The organism is Buttiauxella sp. S19-1, assembly GCF_022134725.1.
Classification (GTDB): Bacteria; Pseudomonadota; Gammaproteobacteria; order Enterobacterales; family Enterobacteriaceae; genus Buttiauxella; species Buttiauxella ferragutiae.
On the sequence record NZ_JAHWLU010000001.1, the window covers coordinates 50,286 to 76,099 of the forward strand.

Below are 25,814 nucleotides of genomic sequence, written 5' to 3' on the forward strand. Positions count from 1 at the left end.
TCCCAACCAATATCATTGACCTAAATGATAGGTTTAACTTAATTCATTGATGGAATAAATTTAACTTTGATATCTATTCTAGGCGGCTGCAGCATTCATCTGTTAGCTACAAATGCTAAAGAGTAGTGATATCAGCCACATTTTTAATCATGATATTTTGCAACGTAAATAAACTCTTCATTATAAGAACCAGGTCGTCATAAAAATTCACCTCTTGGAAGGAAATTAAAATGTATAAAAGATATCTGGATTGTAATGCCTCAGATTTGATGGATCTTTCCCGTACCGATTTACTGTTTTCTCTCAGGGCCTGCGAAGGCCGTATTCTGGTGAGTGAAACCATTGTCACCGTCGCACCGTTACTGACCTCGGTCACCAATGCTGAACTCGCTGCCAGCCAAGGGGCAGATCTTTTATTGCTCAACCTGTTCGATATTGAAAATCCAAAAATTGCAGGAATGCCTGCCGATACCCCGCCCGAGGATGTCATCCGCAAATTGCAGCATCTAACCGGGCGGATAATTGGCGTTAATCTGGAAGCAGTAGATAAGGGTTTTTCTGCAACACACGGAGAGCTTTGGATGATGCGTCAGGGGCGTTTTGCTACCGCTGCTAATGCACGCCGTCTCCATGAAATGGGCGTCGGATTTATTGTGCTGACGGGAAACCCAGGCAACGGCATCAGCAATGAAGCGATCGCTGAAAGTTTGCAGGAAATACGTGCTGAATTAGGTGAGGATATGGTGCTGATAGCAGGAAAAATGCACTCTGCGGGGATCTTACCCTCTGGCTCTCAAAAGCTGATAACGCCAGACGATGTAGAGAAATTCATCCAAAAAGGTGCCGATATTATTTTGTTGCCCGCCCCCGGAACTGTACCAGGAATAACGCTCGAGTATGCGCAAAAGCTTATCGATCTGGCACATCAAATGGGCGCGATGACCATGACCGCAATTGGTACCTCGCAAGAAGGTGCAGACGCTGAAACGGTACGTCAAATTGCACTGATGAGTAAAATGGCCGGAACGGACTTACACCACATTGGAGATACCGGTTACACCGGGATAGCCATACCCGAAAATATTCGCACCTACAGCATCGCTATCCGCGGTGTTCGTCATACCTACACGCGTATCGCAAGGTCCGTCAATCGCTGATACAGACAGGGCCGTTATAGACCCTATCAACGGCTCTGCTTACGCAGTAAATAAACGAAATAAGGCGCGCCGATAAAGGTCGCCAACAACCCCGCCGGAACCTGATCGGGGAACAGAATCATCCTTCCACACCAATCCGCTGCCACCATCAACATACCACCTAACAACGCCGACATGATCAGTTGCGGCATCGCACGGCGGAATCCCAGCATGCGCGCGATATGCGGTGCCATTAAGCCAACAAAACTCAGCGGGCCGACGGTCATGGTTGCTGCTGCCGTCAACGTGGCGGCTAGTAATAACAGCGCAAAGCGTGATGGTGTCAACGCCATACCAATGGCACGCGCGGTTGCCCCACCTAGCGGCAGAATCATCAACCAACGGCGGCACAGCGGCGTCAGGGCAAACAAAATCACCATCAGGATTAACGTTCTGACCGCCTGATCGCCGGTCACGTTATAGGTTGAACCAGAAATCCAGGTTAGAATGCCAGCCATGCGCGGGTCACCACTCGCCATCAGTAACATCAGCAACATGGTAAATGCGGTGCTCAGCGCCATCCCGGCCAGCAACATACGTTGCGGGGAAAAACCGCCACGGCTGGCAGTGACCATAATCACCAGTAATGTGACCGCCGCTCCCAGGCTCCCCGCAGGGAATAACCAACCGAAAGCATTGCCTGGCACGATAAACAGCATCACCACTACGCCAAATGCGGCACCGGAACTGATACCTAACACTTCCGGGCTGGCCATCGCATTACCCGTCAGGCGCTGGATAACGCTACCGGCAACCGCCAACATCATACCTGCCGTCAACGCGGCTAATACTCGCGGCCAACGCCACTGCAACAAATCATGGAATAACGAACCGCTCACCCAGTTCCAGCCATGTACGTCACGCCCCAGCGTCAGCGCAGTGACAATCACCAGCGCTAACACCCCGCTGCCGATTAACGCCCACCAGCCCAAATGCTGGCGTTCAGCCGGAACGTTGTCGCCCTGATTCATCGCAGGCGTGCCGACGGTACGCAGGCGCGGCAGCAACCACAGCAGCAACGGTGCACCAATCAGCGCGGTCACGGTACCGGTCGAAATTTCACGCCACACGCTCGTCAGCCAGATAACCGACTGATCCGACAACCACAAGATCAACGCGCCAATAAGCGGAGCGAGGAACAAACGCGCCACCAGGCGACGCGCGCCGAGCATCTTCGCCAGCAACGGCGCGAACAGGCCGATAAAGCCAATAATCCCAACCGCATTCACCAGCAGCGCACTGATGGCAATCGCCAGCACTAGTGTGGCGAGGCGCACCATCGAAAGTGCCAGACCAAGATTTCGCGCCACACCATCGTCAAGCCCCATCAGGGTTAGCGGGCGCAACAACAGCAATGTCAGCAATAAACCACCCACCAGGCGCGGCCACAGGCCGTTGACGATGTCCCAGTCTTGCTGGTTCAGCGAACCGGTGCTCCACAGGAACATGTTCTGCAATTGGTCGTGATGGAAAATCGCTAATAGCTGATTTACCGCGCCGCAGTACAGGCTCAGCACCAGACCGGCGAGGATCAGCGTGACCGGCGATAACCGCTTGCCCCAGGCGACACCAAACACCAGCAAACCAACAACGCCTGCCCCGACTAATGCCGCGAACTGTTGGGTAACAAACCCACCCGGCAACGCCCACAACGTAGCAACGGTGACACCTAACTGTGCACCACTGGCCACGCCCAGGGTGGTCGGTTCGGCAAGTGGATTTCGCAGCACTTGCTGGAAAAGCACGCCCACTAACCCCAGCCCCGCGCCCACTAACAGCGAGATAGCAAGGCGTGGAAGCGAGCTGTAGTGGAATAACATCTGGTTGATGTTATCAATGTTGGGCTGCCACCAGGCCGCACTCCACTGGGCAGCAGGCAGTTGTGCGTTGAGGTTGTGTAGTGTTAGCGCGCAGGCAACCACAAACAGCAGCGATAACAGTATCGCCGGGAACAAGGCATAACGATGTTTCACGCGTCGCTCCCTATCGCTTTAGCCAGCGTGTTGGTGAAACTCATCGCAGAGAGTGTCGCCCCGTAAAGCCAGACTGGCGGGACTCGCTGGAAACGCTGCTGGCGCACAAAAGGCATCGCCTTCCATAATGGTGTCGCCATCACACGCTCCATTTCAGCGTCGTTATTGTGATCAAAGCAGATAACGTCGGCGTCTTTGACTTCAGCGAGACGTTCAAGCCCCACCACCGCGCTGCCCCAGAAATTGGTTTCCCCAGACCAGGCATTTTTCACACCGAGTAAGTCCATCACTTGCTGGAACAGGCTGTTTTTGCCGAGCACCAGCGCATGGCGGGAATCTAATAACGTCATCAGCAACACAGGTTTTTCACCACGTGCGGCAAAGCGCGGTTTCATCTGCTCAATAAATTGGTCGAATTTCTGCAAGTGGTCACGAGCCGCTTGCTGCATGCCCAGTTTCTCGCCCAGTTCAATCAGCGACTGGCGCGCTACGGTCAGCGGTTTTCCGGAACCGTCGTTAAAGCTAAAACCTAATCCCGGAGCGATACGCGCCATTTTTTCAGGCTGTGGGCCATAGCCTGCAGAATAGAGAATCAGTGAAGGTTTCAGCTGTGTCAGGAGTTCAAGATTGGGTTCAGTGCGCAGGCCGACTTCAATAATGCCATCCGGCAATTTCGGTTCGCCGACCCACGCCTGGTAATTTTTAATGTCCGCCATGGCGTAAGGCTTGATTCCCAGCGCCAGCATCAGTTCTACGGGCAACCACTCCAGCGCCACAATACGCTGAGGGTCAATGGTTGCCGCCTGTGCATTACCCATTTTGAGCAATAGCGGCGAGAGTGCCAGAGCAGTGAGCAACTGACGACGACTCAACAAAGGATTGATTAGTTCAGGCATCAGTAAACAAAGCTCACCGGAGCGGCACCCGCAGGATGAGGCAGAATGCCCATTGGAATTCCGTAAATCTTCTCCAGCGTTGCGCTTTGCATCAGGTCAGCCGGGCTACCCTGGGCAATCATTTCACCACCGCGCAGTGCCACCAGGTGGTCGCAATAGCGAGCGGCCATATTGATATCATGCAGCACAGCAATCACCGTCAGACCGCGTTCCTGGCTCAGACGATGGATAAGCGCCAGCACGTCAACCTGATGGGCAATGTCCAGTGCCGACGTGGGTTCATCAAGCAGCAAACAGCGGCTGTCCTGCGCCACTAACATAGCAATCCACGCCCGTTGGCGCTCGCCACCAGAAAGACTATCCACCAGACGATGCGCAAAAGGTTTCAACCCCACCAGCGTAATTGCCTCTTCAACCAATTCACGGTCTGCCGCGCCGAAACGCCCCAGCGCGCCATGCCACGGATAACGACCAATCGCCACCAACTCACGCACCGTCATCCCTTCTGCCGCCGGAAGTTGCTGCGGTAAATACGCGACTTTGCACGCAAATTCCTTGCTGCTCCAGCTATCTAACGGTTGATTGTTGAGCTGAATTTCCCCATCAGAAGGCTTTTGATGACGGCCAAGCATTTTCAGCAATGTCGATTTCCCCGAGCCATTGTGCCCAATCAGGCCGGTGACTTTGCCAACGGGAAAGGTTATCGAGAGAGGGTGAAGAAGCGTGCGGCCGGGTACGCGAAAGGTAACGTCTGAGAGGCTAAACGTGGTATCGGGATGAAGGTGTTTGTCCTGCATGGTAGCCAACTTTGTTGATGGGCACGGCGAACCGTGCCCGAATACACTTAGAAGCGGAATGTAGCAGTCGCAACAACCTGGCGCTCAGCGCCCCAGAAGCAGCCATAAGTGGCGAAGCAGCTGGCAACGTATTCACGATCAAGCAGGTTGTTCACATTCACCGCCACGCTTGAACCATTCATACCGAAACGTCCGAGGTCATATTTAACCACCGCATCCAGAACCGCAGCACTACCCACTTTGAAGCTGTTAGCCGGGTCGCCGTAGCTGGAGCCGATGAAGCGACCACCGGTACCGATAGTCAGACCGGTCAGCGAGCCTTCATTGAAGGTATAATCACCCCACAGTGAAGCCATGTGCTCTGGCACCTGCTCAGGCGTGTTGCCTTTGTAGTTGGTGTCAGTGGTGTATTCCGCATCGGTGTAGGTGTAAGAAGCCGTCACGTTGATGTTGGCATTCACCGCCGCTTTCGCTTCGAGTTCTACGCCGCGAGAACGAATTTCACCGCCCTGAATGGAGGAGAAACCATGGGAAGTATCTGGGTCGGACATCAGGTTATCAGACTTAGTCAGCTGATAAATCGCACCAGTAATCACCACCGCCATATCCTTCGGCACATACTTCACGCCCGCTTCGTACTGACGGCCTTTAGACGGTTTGAAGGTGTTGCCGTAGAAATCTGCACCTGAGTTTGGCTCGAAAGATTCGCTGTAGCTGATGTACGGAGACACACCGTTATCGAACAGGTAGTTCAGACCCGCACGGCCAGTGAATTCGCTATCGTCACGCTCGGTGTAGTTATTCGCCTGGTAAGCGAGAGTTGACTGTTTCAGCCAGTCGTAACGGCCACCGACGGTCAGAACAAACTTGTTCCACTCAGCTTGATCCTGAATGTAGATGCCGGTCTGTTTCTGTTTGTTTTGCTGATACGGGTCTGCATCGCCAAAATCGTAGTTTTCGTACACTGGGTTATACAAATCCAGTGGCGGAGCGCTGCCGAAGGTGGCGTTCACATCGTTACGCATCTGCTGGAAATCAACACCAGTCAGCAAGGTGTGTGCCACGTCACCGGTCGCAAAATTACTTTGCACTTGAGTATCAACAGCAAAGTTGTGCAGCTTTTCGTTATCCACAACAGTGCCGCGAGTCAGCATATAACCTGAAGAGTCTACGCCAGTGCCGTAAACGCTTTTCTGATTGGTTTTAGACTCAACATAACGCAGGTTCTGACGCACGGTGAAAGTGTCGTTGAACTCATGGTCAAAGGTATAACCGACCATTTTATGGGACAACGAGTAGGTGTTATTTGGAACACCTTCGTTGAAATCAGTCGGCAGATAAGAACCATCTGGCAACGGCTCAACGGTACCTTCTTTCGGCAACCAACCGTAATAACCCGTCTCTGGAGTGTCTTGCAGGTTCGCTAAGAACGTGAAATTAGTTTTATCGTCAGGACGCCAGGTGAATGACGGAGCAATCGCATAACGTTTCTGTTTGGAGAATTGTTGCTGGTCGTCGTTAGAACGCGCCACACCAGTCAGACGATAAGAATAAACGCCTGCATCATCCAGTGAATCACTGAAGTCGAAACCGGTTTGCCACAGATTGTCAGTGCCCATCTTGAACTGAACTTCTTTCAGCGGTTCAGTGGTTGGACGCTTGCTTACCATCGTGATAATACCGCCTGGACTGCTTTTTCCGTACAGCACGGAAGTTGGGCCACGCATTAATTCCACGCGCTCAAGCATGTACGGGTCGATGATCACTTCGTTATAGAAGTCGCCCTGAAGTTTCAGGCCATCTAAATAGTTGTTCTGGTTAACCGAACCGAAACCACGAATTTTCACCGCGTCATAGGTGTCGGATGCACCACGGGTAGAAACGGTGATACCTGGCGTGTAGCCCAACGCTTCTTTCACGGAAGCTGGCTGGTGAGTATCCATCTCTTCACGAGTCACAATCGAAATAGACTGTGGAGTCTTTTCAATTGGCGTATCAGTTTTGGTCGCGGTTGCCGTGCGTTTAGCGGCAATCGTTGGAGACGGGCCCCACGCGCTTTCGTCAGCAACACTGGCGGAAACGGTGATGGTATCTTCTTTAGCTGTTGTGTTGTCTGCTGCAAAACTTGATGCACTGACACCGCTTACAGCGGCAGCAACAAAGAATGCAAGTTTGCGAATTGAGGTATTGACTGGTTGTCCAGTTCTTAAGCGCGCCATTGTATTATCTCTGATGAAGTAACGAATGATAACGAAAACGAGAATTATTATTATGCCGCAGAATAATAGACGAAACGGAAAGTGCATGGCAAGCGGATCACACCCCCTGGGGGACCAGGGGGATAAAAAATAACCATACAAAGTGCAAGGAGTGAAAAAGGACTCACAAACAGAGAAAACCAGGCATGAATGACACATCCCGATCACGCTGTCAGCAACGTGACCGAATGGCTAATGCGAGTGGTTCAGGAAATCGCGCTTCTGTCTATCAATGAATAATGCTGTTTATTTTTTGAAGCGAGTGTTTTCCCAGCAGCGGTTTGCTCAAAAATAATAAATTTACCCACGCGAATACTCTCGCGAGAACATTCATCGTAAAAAGGGTCAAACGTACCTTCGACACATTTCCCCATAAGCCCACGATTGGACCATTTATTCATTTTCATTTTCCATTCGAGGGAGTAATGCGCTATTGGGCAAACGATTTTCGCCCATGGATCACATATTAATGTGTTCTCAATTAATTTCCGACTGCCGCGACGAGGTAGTGTGCCGACTAATACCAGACAGTGATCCACGGGATGTTGAAGGAAAATTTGTAATATAAGGATTGGGCACCCGACCTTCCGTTCAAGCTTGCTAATACGATCGGTGAGATAGCAAAAAGCGATTCGGGCATTTTCCCCACAATTGCCTGCGTTCTGCACTCCATTGCGGTAATCATTTTCAACTTTTTGGTACAGTTGCCTGGAAGATAGCTTGAGTTTGCGCTGTGCAGAAACCGCCGCGCTGCGCATCTTGTCCCCGCCAAGGGTATGCAGCCGATATTTTTGCGGATTCGTCAACATCCACTTTTCAATCATATTTTTATCTGGATAAAACTTATTAGATGATTTTAGAGATAACCTGGAACGGGTAAAAAGCATGGCTTCGGTGAGATGTGGTAATACTATTTTTTGAAATGTTTTGCTGTCCATCTGACTTTCCTGTCTTGTACTGTGAAATTTTAAGCATTCAACAAAACATTAGAGCATTCTTCACAAGAGGCAGACAGGAAATAAATAATTAAGAAAAATATATGCCACCCGTTAGATTATTATTCTAAAAGGTGGCACACAAGGACGTTCAGCAATTAATTCCCGCCGAACATATCCTTAATCCAACCGGCAACACCATCACTGGATTCAGGCTGCTGCTGAGGTTGTTGCTGCTGTTGCTGCGGCTGCTGTTGAGGCTGCTGCTGCTGCGACTGATTAAATGGATTATTGGTCTGCTCGGCCTGCTGGCTTTGCTGGCACAATCCATCCGGATTGGTCGTCCAGACAGGAAGGACGCGATCCCCACCGCCACCACACTGGAAGTAACCCGCGCTATCAACACCCATATCAACAATGTCTTCCGGTGGGTTCAGCACCAGCGGAATTGGCGTCTGGTTAGCCAGATAACGTTGATACAGCGACATCGCCCCGCTCGCACCATATAGTTTGGTCGGCTGGTTGTTGTCACGCCCTACCCAAGTAATCGCCACTTCTTTGCCATCAATACCGGCAAACCAGGTATCCACATTATCGTTGGTGGTACCCGTTTTCCCTGCCAGATGCAGGTTCGGATACTTGCCACCCAACGCACGCCCGGTACCACGAGCCATAACCTGCTGCATGGTAAACAGCGTCATGTAGGCTGCCTGCGGAGGAACTGCCTGTTCCGCCTGCGGGAAGCTTTGATATAGCACGGTGCCGTCTTCAGCAATCACCGAACGCAATGCAGAAAGCGTTGCACGGTTACCGCCGCTGGCGATGGTCTGGAATGCCTGCGCTACTTCGATTGGCGTCAGGTTCAGCGCGCCCAGCAACATAGCCGGAACCGGATGCAATTGGTTCTGCGGCACGCCGAGTTTGACCCAGGTGTCGGTTACGGCTGGCAAGCCCAACGCCATCCCCAGATTTACGGTTGGCACGTTCATCGAACGCGTCAGCGCATCCACTAACATGACCTTACCGCTCTCACTGTAGCGACGGTCATCGTTTTGCGGCGACCACACTTGTCCGTTTGGCTGTTTCAGCGCGATTGGCGCATCGGTAATCCAGGTATTCAGGCGGTACGAATCCGGCTGGCTTAACGCCGTCAGATAAGTCGCTGGTTTTGCCAGAGAACCGATGGAACGACGAGCCTGCATCGCACGGTTAAAGCCGGCAAATTGCGTTTCTGCCCCGCCGACCATGGCACGAACTTCGCCGGTCGAACGGTCAACAATCACCATAGCCGCTTCGAGATCTTTGAGCTTACGAGAGGCACGCAGTACCGGAACCCCTTCGCTTACCGCTTTCTCTGCCGCATCCTGGGAAACGGAATCAAACGTGGTGAAGATCTTCACGCCAGACAGGTCTTTAACTTTGTCACCAAGCTTAGTCTGAAGCTCGTTACGCACCATCTGCATAAAAGCAGGCTGTGGCGAAATCACGCCACCGCGCGGTTGCACACCCAGAGGACGGGCGCTCAGCATGTCGTAAAGTTCCTGGTCGATCACCTTCTGCTCTTGCAGTAAGCGCAACACCAGGTTACGACGTTCCAGCGCCAGTTTTGGGTTACGCCACGGGTTGTAAATCGACGCCCCTTTCACCATCCCCACCAGCAACGCTTGCTGGTCAAGGCTCAGCTCTTCAACCGGACGACCAAAGTAGTACAGGCTCGCCAGCGGGAAACCGCGAATTTCGTTATCGCCGCTCTGGCCGAGATACACCTCGTTCAGATACAGCTCAAGGATGCGATCTTTGCCGTAACGGGCGTCCATGATCAGCGCCATGTACGCTTCGTTCGCTTTACGCCAGTAAGAGCGCTCGCTCGACAGGAACAGGTTTTTCACCAACTGTTGCGTCAGCGTACTTGCGCCCTGCACGGTGCGACCCGCGGTTAAGTTCGCCAGCATCGCACGACCGATGGAGTACAAACTGATGCCATCGTGTTCATAGAAATGGCGGTCTTCGGTAGCAATCAGCGTATCAACCAACAAATCCGGGAAGCCGGTGCGTGGGACGAAAAGACGCTGCTCACCGTTCGGTGAAGACAACATGGTGATCAAACGTGGATCCAGACGGAAGAAACCGAAGCTGCGGTTACTATCCATGTTCTGAATCGATTCCAGATGATCATTATCAAACACCAGACGTGCGCGGATCTGCCCTTCTTTACTGTCAGGGAAATCAAACGGACGGCGGATCATTTCGATGCTGTTACCCTGCACTGTAAACTCACCAGGACGCGTCATCTTCGTCACCTGACGGTACTGCGTGGCTTCCAGCAGGTTGACCATCTCTTTTTTGCTGTACGGCATGTCTGGCTCAAGGTTCACCATACGGCCATACACTGCTGCCGGCAGTTGCCAGACCTTGCCATCAATACGGGCACGGATCTTCTGGTCAAGATAGACGCCGTAGATCACGAACAACACGACAAAGACAACAAACAGTTTGACTAAGAACCACAACCAGCGGCGCTTTTTACGTGGCGGACGGCCATTGCCGCTGCCTTTTCCTTTGCGTGGCGGCATCGGCTCCTCGTCATCATAATCATCATCGTAATCCGCGTCGTATTCCTCTTCACGGACTCGACGGCGGCTTACTTTCTCTTTTACAGGACGTGAAGGTTTACCTTTACGTCCAATCGGTTCGCGGTCATTCCCCGCCATTGCTTTCTCCACCAAAAATAAGGCGCATCGCCTGATTCTCCTTTCTTCCGCTCTGGTCGGAAGAGGAAATCTCTCAAAGTTATTGGTACTTTTTAGTGCGCCGCGTGGGCTGCGCGTCTGCTGGCGAATCCGGCCAGACGTGTTTTGGATAACGTCCTTTCATCTCTTTTTGCACTTCCCGGTAGGCTCCGTTCCAGAAAGCGGTTAAATCACGCGTTATCTGTAGTGGCCGCTGTGCCGGGGAGAGCAGTTCCAGAACCAGTGGCACACGGCCTTCAGCAATTACTGGCGTCCGCGCTTCGCCAAACATCTCCTGCATACGAACAGCAAGAACTGGCGGGTTTTCATCATCATAGCGAATGGCTATCTGGCTGCCAGTCGGCACAGTGTAATGAGTTGGCAACGCACTATCCAGACGTGCACGCGCGTTCCAGTCGAGCAAATTGTGTAACGCACGTGTGACATCAATGTTTTTTAATGCCCGCAGCGAGTGTACACCATGCAGTTCAGGTAATAACCAGCTGTCTAAATCACGCAGCAAAGCATCGTCCGAAACATCAGGCCAGGCAAGTTCCGGCAACCATTTTGCCGCACATGCCAGGCGCAAACGAAACTGTTGCGCATGCGCTGACCAGTTCAATACCGACAGCCCTTTTTCGCGAATGCCATTGAGCATCGCTTGATGCAATTCGTCTTCGGAAGGTTTCGCCAGCGGCTGAACTTTCAGAATTAGCTTGCCAATCTGGCTGCGGCGAAACGCTTTTAAAGTACCTTGCGTTTCGTCCCATTCCACGGAGTCGCTTTGCGTCAGCAACATCGGGCATTGCGCAGTCAGTGCGTCAATATCCAGCGGAATAGCCTGCAAGATTCGCGCATCAGGCGTGTTACTTCCCTGCAATAACAACGGTGCTAACAGCCATTCATAACGCGTTAAAGGATCGTCCTGATTAAGCATCGCCCCCATACCGTTGGCTAACTGGTAGCGACCATCCTGACCACGACGGCGAGCAATACGGTCGGGAAAAGCTTGCGCCAGTAACGGGGCGGCAAGAGCGAAATCCACTTCTCCACCACGGCTATTAAGCCGTTTGAGCAACTGAGCGCTGCGTTGTTGCCAGTTATCCTGGCGGCGGCTAAACGCGTTTCGTAAATCACTGTCCTGGCCACGTGGCGGCTCTTCCAGAATCGCGACAATACGTGCCGCCGTAGCTTGTTCATCAGGCGTTTTGGCGTTGACCAACACCGCAGCGAGGCGTGGATCGTTACCGAGATTCGCCATTTTTTGGCCAATGGGCGTGAGCCGGTGTTGTTCATCCAGCGCATTAAGCTGGCGTAGCAATGTTCGCGCAGCAGCAAGATTGACAGCAGACGGCGTATCAAGCCAGCTCAGTTGCTGTGGGTCCTGACATCCCCATTGCAGCAAATCGAGTAACAAACCGGAGAGGTCGCTTTGCAGGATTTCCGGCTCGCTTTGTGCAGCTGCGCGTTCTGCCTGTTCAGCGCTGGTCAGATGCAGGCAGATCCCCGCCTCCAGACGCCCCGCTCGCCCGGCGCGTTGGATCATCGACGCCTGGCTAATGCGCTGTGTGATAAGCCGCGTTAAGCCAGTGCGCACATCAAAGCGCGCCACCCGTTCTTGCGCGGTATCCACCACCAGGCGAATGCCTTCGATGGTGAGACTGGTTTCGGCAATGTTGGTCGCCAGCACCACTTTGCGCATGCCGTTTGCCGCCGGTAAAATAGCTTTACGCTGTTCGCTCAACGGTAATGCGCCGTATAACGGGCAAAGCTGAACGTCACTCGCCACGCGCTCTTGCAGTTGCTGCCCAACTCGCTGGATTTCCCCCACGCCCGGCAAAAACAGCAGCAGCGATCCAGATTCTTCACGCAGCAAATTCGCCACGGCAATCGCCACCGCTTCATCAACACGAAGGTTTGTGGAAAGCGGGCTGTAACGGCGTTCCACAGGAAATGCGCGCCCTTGAGAACTGATAACCGGCGCGTCAGGCAAACACTGCTGGAGGCGCGAATTATCCAGCGTTGCCGACATAATCAGCAGTTTGAGATCGTCGCGTAGCCCTTGCTGCACATCAAGTAATAATGCCAGCGCCAGGTCGGCTTGCAGGCTGCGTTCGTGAAATTCATCGAGGATCACCAGCGTCACGCCTTCCAGCTCAGGATCGTGCTGGATCATGCGTGTCAGAATGCCCTCGGTGACCACTTCGAGTTGGGTATTTGGCCCGACGCAGGTTTCGGCACGCATTCGGTAACCGACGGTTTCACCCGGTTTTTCGCCTAATAATTCTGCAAGGCGCTGTGCGACGTTCCGTGCCGCCAGGCGGCGTGGCTCCAGCAACAGAATTCGACCGCCTAAATTGGCCTGCTGTAAAATCTGCAACGGCAGCCACGTCGATTTACCGGCACCTGTCGGCGCACTCAGTAAAACCTGCGGCGCGTTTTTCAATGCGCTAAGAATATCGGGCAGCACGGCAGCAACCGGTAATGACGACACAAACGGCTCCAAAAGGGTATGATGCAAAGTTCGCTAGTGTAGCATCACATGAATCTATACCCGAGAATCCACCATTACCGAGAGACCCACAATGGCTGAAACTCGCCGTCTGTTCTTTGCCCTCGAATTACCTGCAGAGGTACAAAAACAGATTATCCAGTGGCGCGCCACGCAGTTTCCTGAAGATGCTGGTCGCCCGGTTGCTGCGGCAAACCTGCACCTGACGCTGGCCTTTTTGGGTGATATCAGCGCTGAAAAGCAAAAAGCACTCAGCCAGTTAGCCGGACGTATTCGCCAGCGCGGTTTTACCCTGACCATTGATGATGCCGGGCAGTGGCTGCGCTCGAATGTGGTGTGGATTGGCCCGCGCCATGCGCCTTTGGGGCTGATTCAACTGGCAAATATGTTACGCTCCCAGGCAGCGCGCAGCGGCTGTTACCAAAGCCCGCAGCCGTTTCATCCACATATCACGATTTATCGTAACACTTCGCGTGCAGTCTCTATTCCGCCCCCTAATTTCCGCTGGCAATATCCGGTTGAAGAATTTGTGTTGTATGAGTCTGTTTTTAAACAAGGGCGAACGCGTTACCTGGAATTACAACGCTGGACATTAAGTAATAAGGAAGAGTGAATGGAATTTTCTCCGCCGTTGCAGCAGGCCACGTTAATCAAACGCTACAAACGTTTTCTGGCTGATGTCATCACACCTTCCGGTGAAGAGCTAACGCTTCATTGCCCAAATACCGGCGCAATGACCGGTTGTGCCACACCTGGCGACACCGTGTGGTATTCCACTTCGGATAACCCGACGCGCAAATACCCTCACACATGGGAAATGACGCAGACGCAGAACGGGGAGTTTATTTGCGTAAATACCCTGCGGGCGAATGCCGTGGCTAAAGAAGCGTTAGAAAAAGAAATTATTTCGGAATTAACCGGTTACAGCACAATTAAAAGCGAAGTAAAGTACGGCGCCGAACGCAGCCGTATTGATTTTATGTTGCAGGCAGGTTGCAAAGTTAACTGCTATATTGAAGTGAAATCAGTCACGTTATCACAACAAGGTTGTGGCTATTTCCCGGATGCAGTAAGCCTGCGTGGCCAGAAGCATTTACGGGAATTGATGAACGTGGTTTTGCAGGGCGAACGCGCGGTGCTGCTGTTTACAGTGTTGCATTCGGCTATTACTCAAGTCTCCCCGGCACGCCACATCGATGCAAAATACGCGCAATTGTTATCCGAGGCGCAACAGTGTGGAGTAGAAATTATTGCCTGGAAGGCCGAACTTTCGGACAAAGGCCTGACTCTAACCTCGCCGTTGCCTGTCCTTCTATAATTTTTACTTAATAAAAGAGCAGTTAACGTTTGTCTGTTTTGTATGCTGGTGGCTCGCGTAAATACGCTTTTCTTCACAGGCTTGTCAAGAGAGGAATTTATATAATTGCCATCCTGAAAAGCATCTGCTATTTATAGCGGCCTGATTTTCCCCCTACCAGGGGACCGATAGTGCGTGTTAAGGAGAAACAACATGCAAGAAGGGCAAAAGCGTAAAACATCGTCCCTGAGTATCCTCGCCATCGCTGGGGTGGAGCCATATCAGGAGAAAGCGGGCGAAGAATATATGAACGAAGCCCAGCTGTCGCACTTCAAGCTAATTCTTGAAGCCTGGCGTAGCCAACTTATGGATGAAGTTGATCGCACGGTGACGCATATGCAGGATGAAGCAGCAAACTTCCCGGACCCGGTAGACCGTGCAGCCCAGGAAGAAGAATTCAGCCTCGAACTGCGTAACCGTGACAGGGAACGTAAACTGATCAAGAAAATCGAGAAGACCCTTAAGAAAGTAGAAGACGAAGATTTCGGCTACTGCGAATCTTGTGGCGTTGAAATCGGCATCCGCCGTCTCGAAGCTCGCCCGACAGCTGATTTGTGCATTGACTGTAAAACGTTGGCAGAAATTCGCGAAAAACAAATGGCTGGCTAACAGCCCGCAATTTCAGCACGTACCCAAAATAATTCGCGTTGCAGGAAGGCGACCAGACCGTAAGTCCCCAGGAGCATAGATAGCTATGTGACCGGGGCGAACGGGTGCAGCCAACGCACCTGCAACTTGAAGTATGACGGGTATACTTTCAAAGGCGGGAGACTCTCCCGCCTTATTCATTTCTAGCCTGTCACAAAACTGATGACCACATCTCGCTACATTGGCCGCTTTGCCCCTTCGCCTTCAGGTGAACTCCACTTTGGTTCGCTGATTGCCGCACTAGGCAGCTACCTACAAGCACGCGCGCAACGCGGCCTTTGGCTGGTGCGTATTGAAGATATCGACCCGCCTCGTGAAGTTCCTGGCGCTGCCACAACGATATTGCAACAATTAGAACATTACGGTTTGCACTGGGATGGTGAGGTTTTGTGGCAATCCCAACGGCACGAAGCCTATCGTGAAGCGCTCTCTTTCTTGCAACAACAAGGTTTGAGTTATTACTGCACTTGCACCCGCAGCCGTATTCAGCAAATTGGCGGTTACTACGATGGCCATTGCCGCCCCCTGAATCATGGGCCAGAAAATGCGGCACTACGATTTGTACAGCATCATCCGGTATTAAGCTTTGAAGATAAGCTACGCGGGAAGCTAATTGCCGATGAAAATCTGGCGCGAGAAGATTTTATCATTCACCGCCGCGATGGGTTATTTGCCTATAATCTTGCTGTAGTAGTGGACGATAATTATCAGGGCGTAAGCGAAATTGTCCGCGGTGCAGATTTAATTGAGCCTACGGTGCGACAAATTTCTCTGTATCAACAGTTTGGCTGGACAGTACCTGATTACGTTCATTTACCGCTGGTACTCAACGAAAATGGCGCCAAGTTATCGAAGCAAAATCACGCGCCAGCCCTGGCTCAGGGCGATCCGCGTCCGGTTATTCATGCCGCGCTGACGTTTTTGAACCAACCAGTAATTGCTGGCTGGCAAGATTTGAAGCTGAGCGAATTACTCTGTCTGGCGGTGCAAAATTGGTCGCTGCAGGCTGTTGTGCCAGGCTCTTCGTGAATACATCATTCTCAAATGCCGCACACTGAGCTATGATTAGCCGCTGTTTTTTTTGTCCCTATGATTGACACTGCCGAGGTGTACTATTTTTACCCGAGTCGCTAATTTTTGCCGCAAGGTGCTTAACCGCGATGACGTCGTGGTCGAGGAGAATGAAGATCTCCCGCAAATCACGGTGATTCCGCGTGACCAGCACGCTCTGTCCCGCAAAGATATCAGTGAAAATGCCCTCAAGGTACTCTATCGTCTGAACAAAGCAGGCTACGAGGCTTACCTCGTGGGTGGCGGTGTCCGTGACCTGTTGCTCGGCAAACAGCCGAAAGACTTTGATGTCACTACCAGCGCCACACCGGATCAAGTGCGTAAACTGTTCCGCAATTGCCGCCTGGTTGGCCGTCGCTTCCGCCTGGCTCATGTGATGTTTGGGCCGGAAATCATCGAAGTTGCCACTTTCCGTGGTCACCACGAAGAGCAAAAGTCTGATAAACAGACTTCCCAGACTGGCCAGAACGGCATGCTGTTGCGCGATAACATCTTTGGTTCAATCGAAGAAGATGCTCAGCGCCGTGATTTCACCATCAACAGCCTCTATTACAGCGTGGCTGATTTCTCAGTTCGCGATTATGTTGGTGGCCTGCGTGATTTACGCAATGGCGTTATCCGTTTAATCGGCGATCCTGAAACGCGCTATCGCGAAGACCCGGTGCGCATGCTGCGTGCGGTGCGCTTTGCTGCCAAACTGAATATGACGATTAGCCCGGAAACTGGCGAGCCTATTCCGCGTTTAGCCACCTTGATTAATGATGTCCCTCCAGCCCGTTTGTTTGAAGAATCGCTGAAACTTCTGCAAGCCGGCCATGGATATGACACTTACGAATTGCTGCGTGAATATCAGCTGTTCCAGCCGTTATTCCCGACCATCACTCGCTACTTCACCGAACAAGGTGACAGCCCGATGGAGCGCATGATCACTCAGGTGCTGAAGAATACCGATAACCGCATTCATAACGATATGCGCGTTAATCCGGCCTTCTTGTTCTCCGCCATTTTCTGGTATCCGCAACTGGAGATGGCTCAAAAGCTGACTCAGGAAAGCGGCCTTGCCTATATGGACGCCTTCGCATTAGCAATGAACGAAGTGCTGGATGAAGCCTGCCGTGCGCTGGCGATTCCAAAACGCATTACCACGCTGGTTCGTGATATCTGGGGCTTGCAGCTTCGTCTGTCACGCCGCCAGGGCAAACGCGCCTGGAAGCTGATGGAGCATCCTAAGTTCCGCGCGGCGTATGATTTGTTGGCACTGCGTGCTGAAGTGGAAAACAACCAGGAATTACAACGCCTGACCAAATGGTGGGGTGAATTCCAGGTGGCTGCTCCACCGGCGCAAAAAGATATGCTTGATGTGTTAGGTGATGAGCCTGCGGTTCGCCGCCGCCATCGTCGCCCGCGTAAGCGTGCACCACGCAGCGGTGGAAGTGCATGACGCTTGCGTATATCGCGCTAGGCAGCAACCAGGCGTCGCCGCTTGAGCAAGTGACTCATGCGCTCGACGCCATTGCAGCCATCCCGCAAAGCCGGGTGGTTGCCATCTCCTCTTTCTATCGCACCCCGCCGCTCGGCCCGCAAGACCAACCCGATTACCTGAATGCTGCTGTCGCACTGGAAACTGAACTGTCTCCCGAAACATTACTGGCCCATACTCAACGTATAGAGCTGGAACACGGACGAGTGCGCAAAGCTGAACGCTGGGGGCCACGCACGCTTGATCTCGACATGATGCTGTTCGGTAATCTGACTATTGCCACTTCAACGCTGACAGTGCCGCATTACGATATGAAAAACCGCGCTTTTATGTTGGTTCCATTGCTGGAAATTGCGCCTGACTGCGCGTTCCCCGAAGGCCTGCCAGTCGCGAAAGTTTTAGAAAACCTCTCCCAGGATGGGATTACTTTTTGGTAACCACGGACGCGTTCATTTAATCAATATCATTCCTCACCGGGACTGCCATGAAACCAATCACTATGTCTCAGTTGCGCCAATGGAAACAGGCTCAACGCAAGTTCGCCACCATCACCGCTTACGATTTCAGCTTTGCCAAACTGTTTGCCGAAGAAGGCATTGGCGTGATGCTGGTTGGCGATTCATTAGGGATGACCGTTCAAGGCCACGACTCCACGCTGCCAGTCACCGTAGAAGATATTGCCTACCACACTCGCGCAGTACGCCGTGGCGCGCCGAATTGCCTGTTGCTGGCAGACCTGCCGTTTATGGCTTATGCCACCCCGGAACAAGCTTTTGCTAACTCCGCTGAAGTGATGCGCGCTGGTGCCAACATGGTCAAAATCGAAGGCGGTCGCTGGCTGGTCGAAACCGTCAAAATGCTGACCGAACGTGCCGTGCCGGTCTGCGGGCATTTGGGCCTGACGCCGCAATCCGTGAACATCTTTGGTGGTTATAAAATCCAGGGCCGTGATGAAGCTGCCGCACAAACGTTGTTTGACGATGCCGTGGCGCTCGAAGCCGCAGGCGCTCAATTGTTAGTACTGGAATGCGTACCGGTTGTGCTGGCAAAACGCATTACCGACGCGCTGACGATCCCGGTTATTGGTATTGGCGCGGGCAATGTCACTGACGGGCAAATTCTGGTGATGCACGACGCCTTCGGTATTACCGGCGGTCACATTCCAAAATTCGCTAAAAATTTCCTCACCGGAACCGGCGACATGCGTGCTGCGGTGCGTCTGTACATCAACGAAGTTGAGTCCGGCACCTATCCAGGTGAAGAACATAGTTTCCACTGACAGGAGAAGGGTTGTGTTGATTATCGAAACGATACCGCTGTTACGTCAGCAGATTCGCCGTTGGCGCCAGGAAGGCAAACGCATCGCGCTGGTGCCGACCATGGGCAACCTGCACGACGGGCATATGAAGCTGGTCGATGATGCCAAAAGCCGCGCCGATGTGGTGGTCACCACTATTTTTGTTAATCCTATGCAGTTTGACCGTCCGGATGACTTAACGCGCTATCCACGTACGTTGCAGGAAGATTGCGAGAAGCTAAACCGCCGCAAAGTGGATTTGGTATTTGCGCCGGCACCTGGCGATATTTTCCCGAAAGGCCTGGATTCCCAGACCTTCGTCGAAGTGCCTGGGCTGTCAAGCATGCTTGAAGGTGCCAGCCGTCCAGGGCATTTCCGTGGTGTTTCTACCATCGTCAGCAAGCTGTTTAACATGGTGCAACCTGACATCGCCTGCTTTGGTGAGAAAGACTTCCAGCAGCTGGCGTTAATTCGCAAGATGGTGGCGGACATGGGTTACGACATCGAGATAGTTGGCGTGCCAACGGTGCGTGCGAAAGATGGCCTGGCGCTGAGTTCACGCAATGGTTATCTGAGTGCAGAACAACGCAAAATCGCACCGGGTCTGCATAAAGTGATGCAGTCTCTGGCCGATAAGCTGCGTGCTGGCGAGCGTGATACTGAAGAAATGTTAGCGATTGCCGCGACCGAGCTGAATGAAAAAGGTTTCCGTTCAGACGACCTGCAAATCCGCGATGCGGATAGCTTGCTGGAGCTGGATGCTGAGAGCAAACGTGCTGTCGTGTTAATGGCTGCATGGCTTGGCCAGGCGCGTTTAATCGATAATGTTCAGGTCGAGCTCACACAGTAGACAGCCTGGCAAAATCGGGCAATACTGCCCAACTCAATTCCGGCGGCAAGCTCTGAGTTTGCCGCTTAAGCAACCCAATAGTGACGAAGGTTTAAGCTATGATACGCACCATGCTGCAAGGCAAACTTCACCGTGTCAAAGTGACGCAGGCGGATTTGCACTATGAAGGTTCCTGCGCCATCGATCAGGACTTCCTTGAGGCGGCTGGCATTCTGGAATATGAAGCCATTGATATTTATAACGTCACCAACGGTAAGCGTTTTTCAACTTACGCAATTGCTGGCGAACGGGGTTCCAAAATCATTTCCGTTAATGGTGCCGCCGCGCACTGTGCTGATGTTGACGACATTCTGATTATCGCCACTTATGTGACGATGCCAGATGAGCAAGCTCGTAGCTGGCAACCGAAGGTAGCTTATTTCGATGGCGACAACGAAATGAAGCGCCTCGCGAAAGCTGTGCCGGTGCAGGTAGCGTAATCATTAAGGATTTGTAGGTCGGGTAAGCGAAGCGTCACCCGACATAATTGACGCATTTGGTGGATGACGCTTTCGCTTATCCACCCTACAAAACCATTATACCTTTCAAGACTGCGGCTGGTTACTAATCAACCGCGACATTGTTTCCAGCGAATCCGTCCGCAAAATATATAGCCGTTTTAGCAAAAACGGATTATCCCCCGGCTTCACCTTCCCACGCACCGTTGTCACCGCCATATGGAATCCCGCATCGTTCGCCGCTTTCACAGCCTTATCGTTATATCCACCAAACGGATACGAGAGGTACAAAACATGCGGATTAAACTGCGCCAGGGCGCGTCTTGAGTGTTCAAAATCAAGCAGGATATTACGATAGCTACGACGTAACAGTGTCGGCTGGCGGTTAGCGTCAACGCGATGCAGGAAATGGGTATGCGACTGAACATCAAACACATCCTGGCTGGCCTGCAATTCCGAAATACTCATAAATTGCAGTGCCTTCGGGTTCCAGAGTTGCGGGTGCGCTTTAATACGTGACGAAATGATAAATGAGGTTGCCTTAAAGCCGTACTGTTTGAGAATTGGGTATGCATAGCGATAAACCGATTTCAGTCCGTCATCAAAGGTAATCACCACCGCACGTGCTGGCATATTCATCCGGTTACGCACATAACCTTCAAGTTGATACATCGTCAGCGTGGTATAGCCCATATCGCGCAGCCAGGTCATCTGGTTGTTGAAGGCCACCACCGAAGTCGTGGTTGAGGTATGACGGAAGCGAGTGTTCTCTTCATCACGCAAAATATGGTGATAAGTCAGCACCGGAATGCCGTTATCGGGCTGCGCATCAAGGCTGCTGACATACCCGAGGCGGTTACCAATGCGGATTTGATACCAAGTTTGATTGAGGTGGTCTTTTAAGCTGGCAATAATCGGGTAACGCAAATTGTCTGCCAGCGTACCGAACTGAGCACTACCGCTGCTCGGTGCGTTATATACCGTGATATCGCGGAAGGTGACCAGATTTTGGTTGCTCAACGGTTTGTGCAAATCACCCAGACGGTCTTCAACACGTTGTTTTCCTGCTACCGGTTCAAGGTGTGTTTTATCAATAAACCCGGTGCCAAAACCAAAATTGAACTCGTAATAATCTGCCGCAGTAGGCACTACGGCCAGGATTTGCCCTTCCTGAATATTACCGACAGAAATGACTTTATCCCCCACCTGTGCCCAAATATCAGCATCTTCTGTGGTTTGCATATATTGTGCGGGAGTGTGATGGCTACTGAGCAGGCTGGCATTGGCGCTACTGCCACCAATCAGCATCAGCACGGTAAAGAAAAGGCGAGTTAGCATAACAAGTTTGATAACACTGGGTGTCTCAATGGCGAGAAGAAGCGGTTATTCTAACAAAAGTCCACTCAATACCAACCTTTCCGCTCAATATTGGTGGAGTAACACAAACGGTGGGTTTTTCTGCTGCTGATGCCAAAGGCTGGTGACGTCGCCCCCGCCATGCTCAACAATAAGTTCACGGAATGCTTCGCCAGTTTGTGTTTCACGGTGCGCACGCATCGCAAACAGCAGCGGCAGTGTGACGCCTGAAATCACTTCACAATGGGGATGCTGGTGGCTAATCAGTGCCGCAGTACGGTAAGGAGCCGCGCCAGTAATATCCGTCAGAAAGATCACGCCATCACCAGAATCACAATTGTACAACGCATCACACATCATACGGCTGAGCATATTGGTGCTAAGCCCTTGCCAGTAATTTACCGCACAGCATTGCGGCTGTGGGCCAAAACGTCGCTCAATCGCATCGAGCATATCCTGAGCATAATAGTCATGACCGGCAATAACCCAACCCAACATGGCCTTCTCCTTTTTGCGGAGCGACAGTGTGCCAGAGCGAAAAATAAGCACCCTGATGCTAATCAAAACTGGGTAAGAAAGAAGGATGTTTACCTCCCCTTGCGGGGAGGTAAGATTGCTGACAAAGGTCACAGAACAGGTTTTGTAGGGTGGATAAGCGATAGCGCCATCCACCATTTACGCCAGTGATGTCGGATGACGCTATCGCTTATCCGACCTACGAAAGAGCTTTGTCATCAGTCTCTTAGCTACGTAGACCACGGCCACGCTGAATCAGATACCAGCACAGAATGTAGAAGGCCAGAATAAAGCCCACCAGCACGGCAACGGTAAACAGCAACGGGACATCGTTAATGCCGAGGAAACCATAACGGAAGCCGCTGATCATATACACCACCGGGTTAAGGTGAGACAGCGCTTTCCAGAATGGAGGCAGCAATGAAAGAGAGTAAAACACGCCACCTAAATAGGTCAGCGGGGTCAGCACGAAGGTTGGGATCAGACTGATATCGTCAAATGTTTTAGCAAACACCGCGTTCAACAAACCGGCCAGCGAGAACAGAATCGCCGTCAACAGCAGAGTTAACGCAACAAACAGCCATGAATGCACCTGGAACGGCACAAAGAACAGCGACACAGCGGTAACCAGAATACCAACACACAAGCCACGCGCCACACCACCACCAACATAACCGGCGATAATAATATGCGTCGGCACCGGCGCCACCAGTAGTTCTTCAATGTTGCGCTGGAATTTAGCGCTAAAGAAAGAGGAAGCAACGTTGGCATAAGAGTTGGTGATCACCGCCATCATGATCAAACCCGGCACGATGAACTGCATGTAGGTAAAACCATGCATTGAGCCGATTTGCGAGCCAATCAAATTACCAAAAATGATGAAATACAAGGTCATAGTGATGACCGGTGGGACGAGAGTTTGTATCCAGATACGCGTGAAACGGTGGACTTCTTTGGTCCAGATACTTTTTAACGCCACCCAATAGAGATGCATCATGCCTGGTCTCCTTTATGACCGTTAACCAGCGTGACAAACAGCTCTTCAAGACGGTTAGCTTTGTTACGCATACTTAGTACCTGAACCCCTTGAGAACTTAACTGGCTAAACACGCTGTTGATTCCCTGTTCGCGCAGCACTTCTACTTCCAGGGTGGAAGTATCAACCAGGCGATATTGGTAACCATCCAGCTGCGGAAGTGGGCTTTTAGGCGCAAGATCGAGGATAAACGTTTCTGACTTCAGCTTTGAAAGCAGTGATTTCATGGAGGTATTTTCAACCAACTCGCCATTTTGAATAATACCGATGTTGCGGCACAGCATTTCTGCTTCTTCAAGATAGTGAGTGGTCAAAATGATAGTAGTGCCTTTGTCGTTTAAATCCTTCAGGAAACCCCACATAGAACGGCGCAGCTCGATGTCGACGCCCGCGGTGGGTTCATCAAGGATCAGCAATTTTGGTTCGTGCATTAAGGCACGGGCAATCATTAAACGGCGCTTCATGCCACCAGATAACATACGCGCACGTTCGTTGCGTTTTTCCCACAGATCGAGCTGTTTCAGGTACTTTTCGCTACGTGCGATGGCATCAGCTCGTTCAACACCATAATAGCCCGCCTGATGAACGACAATTTGCTGCACGGTTTCAAACGGGTTGAAGTTAAATTCCTGCGGCACCAACCCGAGCTGACGTTTAGCGTTAACCACGTCTTTTTCCAGGTCGTATCCAAACACACGCACCCGGCCAGAGGTTTTATTAACCAGCGAGCTAATAATCCCGATGGTGGTGGATTTTCCTGCGCCGTTCGGCCCCAGCAGAGCATAAAAATCCCCTGCTTCAACACGAAGATCTATGCCGCGCAGCGCCTGAACACCGCCGGGATAGGTTTTCGTTAACTGTTCCAGCTCTAATGCAATAGTCATGGATATACGGTTACCTTGTCCGGTACAAAAAAAATTATGCCGTTTAAAAATTATTTCAGTTGCCCTATATTACCTCAACGCACTTCTTCCGTTACAGGTTGTTAACCTCCATGAAAGACATTGATACCCTCATCAGCAATAACCAGGTCTGGTCAAAACTGATGGAGGACGAAGACCCGGGCTTTTTTGAACGTTTGTCTCAGGCCCAAAAACCGCGCTTCTTGTGGATCGGCTGTTCTGATAGTCGCGTACCCGCTGAACGTCTGACCGGCCTTGAGCCTGGCGAATTATTTGTTCACCGTAACGTGGCAAACCTGGTCATTCATACGGATCTAAATTGCCTTTCTGTAGTGCAGTACGCCGTTGATGTTCTTGAAGTTGAACACATTATCATTTGCGGCCACTACGGATGCGGCGGCGTACAAGCAGCGGTTGAGAACCCAGATTTAGGGCTTATCAACAACTGGCTGCTGCACATCCGCGATATCTGGTTCAAGCATAGTTCGCTGTTGGGAGAACTCCCACCAGAGCAACGTCTGGATACGCTTTGCGAGCTGAATGTCATGGAACAGGTTTATAACCTCGGCCATTCCACCATTATGCAATCAGCATGGAAACGCGGGCAGAAAGTCACAGTACATGGCTGGGCTTACGGGATTCATGATGGTCGCCTGCGCGATTTAGAAGTCACCGCCACTAGCCGTGAATCGCTGGAAAAAGGTTACCGCAGCGGGATTTCGAATCTGCAAAACTCCCATCGCAGCCACAAGAATAGAACACCTTCGCAGTAACTCAGATAGCAAAAAGGGCCTTAAAGGCCCTTTTTATTTATCGGTGATTGGGCGTTTGCTCAACTTATTCGTCTAACAAAACCACTTTACCGACGTATGGCAGATGGCGATAACGCTGAGCGTAGTCAATGCCATAACCCACCACGAACTCGTCAGGAATGGCGAAACCAACCCACTCCACGTTCACGTCCACTTCGCGGCGCTCTGGTTTATCCAGCAGCGTACAAATGGCCAGTGATTTTGGCTCACGCAGGCTCAGAATTTCGCGCACTTTGCTCAGCGTATTACCAGAATCGATAATATCTTCGACGATCAGCACGTCTTTGCCGCGAATATCTTCATCGAGGTCTTTGAGGATTTTCACATCGCGGGTGGTAGACATGCCACTGCCATAACTGGATGCGGTCATAAAATCGACTTCGTGGGGCACTTGAACTTCACGGCACAAGTCAGCCATAAACATAAATGAGCCACGCAGCAAGCCAACCAGCACCATATCACTACCGCTATCACGATAATGTTCAGTGATCTCACGACCCAATTCAGCGATACGGGCTTTGATCTCCGCTTCGGGGATCATCACTTCAACAGTATGTTTCATAGTTATAACCATATGATTTAAAAATAAATCATTCGATGTCGATTAAATTTCAACCAACATAAAATATTCAGGCCAGCAGTATACCAGCAAAACACATTCGCATGCGCTATCAGTAAAAAAGCCATTTATGTGAT

At 51.6% G+C, this 25,814-nt stretch carries 22 protein-coding genes and 1 pseudogene; 11 read left to right on the top strand and 12 right to left on the bottom strand.

The window, feature by feature from the left end:
- Positions 1-230 precede the first annotated feature (230 nt).
- Positions 231-1,157, top strand: a complete 927-nt coding sequence (locus MES37_RS00240; protein WP_237929856.1) for a DUF7916 family protein — start codon at positions 231-233, stop codon at positions 1,155-1,157.
- 26 nt (positions 1,158-1,183) lie between these two features.
- On the opposite strand, the gene fhuB is transcribed toward MES37_RS00240, so the two are convergent.
- The 7 genes from fhuB to hrpB form a co-directional block, all read right to left on the bottom strand.
- On the bottom strand, positions 1,184-3,169 hold the full coding sequence (gene fhuB, locus MES37_RS00245; RefSeq protein ID WP_133523117.1) for a Fe(3+)-hydroxamate ABC transporter permease FhuB: 1,986 nt from the start codon (positions 3,167-3,169) through the stop codon (positions 1,184-1,186).
- Positions 3,166-4,065 (bottom strand): Fe(3+)-hydroxamate ABC transporter substrate-binding protein FhuD, encoded by a 900-nt coding sequence (gene fhuD, locus MES37_RS00250; RefSeq protein ID WP_237929858.1) that lies wholly within the window; start codon positions 4,063-4,065, stop codon positions 3,166-3,168. The genes fhuB and fhuD overlap by 4 nt, the downstream gene beginning before the upstream one ends.
- A complete protein-coding gene (gene fhuC / locus MES37_RS00255) occupies positions 4,065-4,862 on the bottom strand; it encodes a Fe3+-hydroxamate ABC transporter ATP-binding protein FhuC (RefSeq protein ID WP_237929860.1) in 798 nt (265 codons plus the stop codon). Before fhuC ends, fhuD begins: the two co-directional genes overlap by 1 nt.
- A 47-nt stretch (positions 4,863-4,909) precedes the next feature.
- Positions 4,910-7,081: a ferrichrome porin FhuA gene (gene fhuA / locus MES37_RS00260; protein WP_064539817.1), complete on the bottom strand. Its 2,172-nt coding sequence runs from the start codon at positions 7,079-7,081 to the stop codon at positions 4,910-4,912.
- A 245-nt stretch (positions 7,082-7,326) separates the two neighbouring features.
- Positions 7,327-8,058, bottom strand: a complete 732-nt coding sequence (locus MES37_RS00265; protein ID WP_064539819.1) for a hypothetical protein — start codon at positions 8,056-8,058, stop codon at positions 7,327-7,329.
- Between the two features lie 155 nt (positions 8,059-8,213).
- Positions 8,214-10,766, bottom strand: coding sequence for a bifunctional glycosyl transferase/transpeptidase (gene mrcB / locus MES37_RS00270; protein WP_064539821.1), 2,553 nt, complete (start codon positions 10,764-10,766; stop codon positions 8,214-8,216).
- A 79-nt stretch (positions 10,767-10,845) separates the two neighbouring features.
- The gene (gene hrpB / locus MES37_RS00275) at positions 10,846-13,278 is read right to left on the bottom strand and encodes an ATP-dependent helicase HrpB (RefSeq protein WP_237929863.1); all 2,433 of its coding nucleotides are present in this window, start codon (positions 13,276-13,278) and stop codon (positions 10,846-10,848) included.
- Positions 13,279-13,369: 91 nt separating this feature from the next.
- Between hrpB and thpR the strand changes: the two genes are divergently transcribed.
- The 9 genes and pseudogenes from thpR (at position 13,370) to panD (ending at position 20,478) form a co-directional block, all read left to right on the top strand.
- A complete protein-coding gene (gene thpR / locus MES37_RS00280) occupies positions 13,370-13,909 on the top strand; it encodes an RNA 2',3'-cyclic phosphodiesterase (RefSeq protein WP_064539826.1) in 540 nt (179 codons plus the stop codon).
- The gene (gene sfsA / locus MES37_RS00285; RefSeq protein ID WP_064539827.1) at positions 13,910-14,614 is read left to right on the top strand and encodes a DNA/RNA nuclease SfsA; all 705 of its coding nucleotides are present in this window, start codon (positions 13,910-13,912) and stop codon (positions 14,612-14,614) included.
- Between the two features lie 192 nt (positions 14,615-14,806).
- Positions 14,807-15,262 (top strand): RNA polymerase-binding protein DksA, encoded by a 456-nt coding sequence (gene dksA / locus MES37_RS00290; RefSeq protein WP_034493443.1) that lies wholly within the window; start codon positions 14,807-14,809, stop codon positions 15,260-15,262.
- Between the two features lie 201 nt (positions 15,263-15,463).
- Positions 15,464-16,359: pseudogene (gene gluQRS / locus MES37_RS00295) on the top strand (tRNA glutamyl-Q(34) synthetase GluQRS).
- Between the two features lie 56 nt (positions 16,360-16,415).
- The gene (gene pcnB, locus MES37_RS00300; RefSeq protein ID WP_208111337.1) at positions 16,416-17,813 is read left to right on the top strand and encodes a polynucleotide adenylyltransferase PcnB; all 1,398 of its coding nucleotides are present in this window, start codon (positions 16,416-16,418) and stop codon (positions 17,811-17,813) included.
- Positions 17,810-18,289 carry a 2-amino-4-hydroxy-6-hydroxymethyldihydropteridine diphosphokinase gene (gene folK / locus MES37_RS00305; RefSeq protein ID WP_064539834.1) on the top strand — a complete coding sequence of 160 codons (480 nt, stop codon included), beginning with the start codon at positions 17,810-17,812 and terminating at the stop codon, positions 18,287-18,289. Before pcnB ends, folK begins: the two co-directional genes overlap by 4 nt.
- A gap of 47 nt (positions 18,290-18,336) precedes the next feature.
- Positions 18,337-19,131, top strand: a complete 795-nt coding sequence (panB, locus tag MES37_RS00310) for a 3-methyl-2-oxobutanoate hydroxymethyltransferase (RefSeq protein ID WP_064539836.1) — start codon at positions 18,337-18,339, stop codon at positions 19,129-19,131.
- Between the two features lie 13 nt (positions 19,132-19,144).
- Positions 19,145-19,999, top strand: coding sequence for a pantoate--beta-alanine ligase (gene panC / locus MES37_RS00315; protein WP_237929865.1), 855 nt, complete (start codon positions 19,145-19,147; stop codon positions 19,997-19,999).
- Between the two features lie 98 nt (positions 20,000-20,097).
- A complete protein-coding gene (panD, locus tag MES37_RS00320; RefSeq protein ID WP_232886625.1) occupies positions 20,098-20,478 on the top strand; it encodes an aspartate 1-decarboxylase in 381 nt (126 codons plus the stop codon).
- Between the two features lie 105 nt (positions 20,479-20,583).
- Here panD and MES37_RS00325 read toward each other — a convergent pair whose 3' ends face one another.
- The 4 genes from MES37_RS00325 to MES37_RS00340 form a co-directional block, all read right to left on the bottom strand.
- Entirely contained in the window at positions 20,584-21,834 is a 1,251-nt protein-coding gene (locus MES37_RS00325) for a polysaccharide deacetylase family protein (protein ID WP_064539841.1), read from the bottom strand.
- 84 nt (positions 21,835-21,918) lie between these two features.
- The gene (locus MES37_RS00330) at positions 21,919-22,350 is read right to left on the bottom strand and encodes a PTS sugar transporter subunit IIA (protein ID WP_064539843.1); all 432 of its coding nucleotides are present in this window, start codon (positions 22,348-22,350) and stop codon (positions 21,919-21,921) included.
- 244 nt (positions 22,351-22,594) lie between these two features.
- The gene (locus tag MES37_RS00335) at positions 22,595-23,365 is read right to left on the bottom strand and encodes an ABC transporter permease (protein ID WP_064539845.1); all 771 of its coding nucleotides are present in this window, start codon (positions 23,363-23,365) and stop codon (positions 22,595-22,597) included.
- Positions 23,362-24,288: an ABC transporter ATP-binding protein gene (locus MES37_RS00340; protein WP_121814287.1), complete on the bottom strand. Its 927-nt coding sequence runs from the start codon at positions 24,286-24,288 to the stop codon at positions 23,362-23,364. Before MES37_RS00340 ends, MES37_RS00335 begins: the two co-directional genes overlap by 4 nt.
- A 110-nt stretch (positions 24,289-24,398) precedes the next feature.
- Between MES37_RS00340 and can the strand changes: the two genes are divergently transcribed.
- Positions 24,399-25,079, top strand: a complete 681-nt coding sequence (gene can, locus MES37_RS00345; RefSeq protein ID WP_064539851.1) for a carbonate dehydratase — start codon at positions 24,399-24,401, stop codon at positions 25,077-25,079.
- Between the two features lie 64 nt (positions 25,080-25,143).
- Here can and hpt read toward each other — a convergent pair whose 3' ends face one another.
- Positions 25,144-25,680 carry a hypoxanthine phosphoribosyltransferase gene (gene hpt / locus MES37_RS00350; protein ID WP_034460899.1) on the bottom strand — a complete coding sequence of 179 codons (537 nt, stop codon included), beginning with the start codon at positions 25,678-25,680 and terminating at the stop codon, positions 25,144-25,146.
- Positions 25,681-25,814 lie beyond the last annotated feature (134 nt).

Coding starts and splice junctions, on each gene's coding strand:
- thpR (WP_064539826.1), top strand. CDS start 13,370: ATGGCTGAAACTCGCCGTCTGTTCTTTGCCCTCGAATTACCTGCAGAG.
- MES37_RS00330 (WP_064539843.1), bottom strand. CDS start 22,350: ATGTTGGGTTGGGTTATTGCCGGTCATGACTATTATGCTCAGGATATG.
- fhuC (WP_237929860.1), bottom strand. CDS start 4,862: ATGCAGGACAAACACCTTCATCCCGATACCACGTTTAGCCTCTCAGAC.
- MES37_RS00340 (WP_121814287.1), bottom strand. CDS start 24,288: ATGACTATTGCATTAGAGCTGGAACAGTTAACGAAAACCTATCCCGGC.
- dksA (WP_034493443.1), top strand. CDS start 14,807: ATGCAAGAAGGGCAAAAGCGTAAAACATCGTCCCTGAGTATCCTCGCC.
- MES37_RS00335 (WP_064539845.1), bottom strand. CDS start 23,365: ATGATGCATCTCTATTGGGTGGCGTTAAAAAGTATCTGGACCAAAGAA.
- panB (WP_064539836.1), top strand. CDS start 18,337: ATGAAACCAATCACTATGTCTCAGTTGCGCCAATGGAAACAGGCTCAA.
- MES37_RS00325 (WP_064539841.1), bottom strand. CDS start 21,834: ATGCTAACTCGCCTTTTCTTTACCGTGCTGATGCTGATTGGTGGCAGT.
- fhuD (WP_237929858.1), bottom strand. CDS start 4,065: ATGCCTGAACTAATCAATCCTTTGTTGAGTCGTCGTCAGTTGCTCACT.
- folK (WP_064539834.1), top strand. CDS start 17,810: ATGACGCTTGCGTATATCGCGCTAGGCAGCAACCAGGCGTCGCCGCTT.
- panD (WP_232886625.1), top strand. CDS start 20,098: ATGATACGCACCATGCTGCAAGGCAAACTTCACCGTGTCAAAGTGACG.
- MES37_RS00240 (WP_237929856.1), top strand. CDS start 231: ATGTATAAAAGATATCTGGATTGTAATGCCTCAGATTTGATGGATCTT.
- sfsA (WP_064539827.1), top strand. CDS start 13,910: ATGGAATTTTCTCCGCCGTTGCAGCAGGCCACGTTAATCAAACGCTAC.
- hpt (WP_034460899.1), bottom strand. CDS start 25,680: ATGAAACATACTGTTGAAGTGATGATCCCCGAAGCGGAGATCAAAGCC.
- fhuA (WP_064539817.1), bottom strand. CDS start 7,081: ATGGCGCGCTTAAGAACTGGACAACCAGTCAATACCTCAATTCGCAAA.
- MES37_RS00265 (WP_064539819.1), bottom strand. CDS start 8,058: ATGGACAGCAAAACATTTCAAAAAATAGTATTACCACATCTCACCGAA.
- mrcB (WP_064539821.1), bottom strand. CDS start 10,766: ATGGCGGGGAATGACCGCGAACCGATTGGACGTAAAGGTAAACCTTCA.
- can (WP_064539851.1), top strand. CDS start 24,399: ATGAAAGACATTGATACCCTCATCAGCAATAACCAGGTCTGGTCAAAA.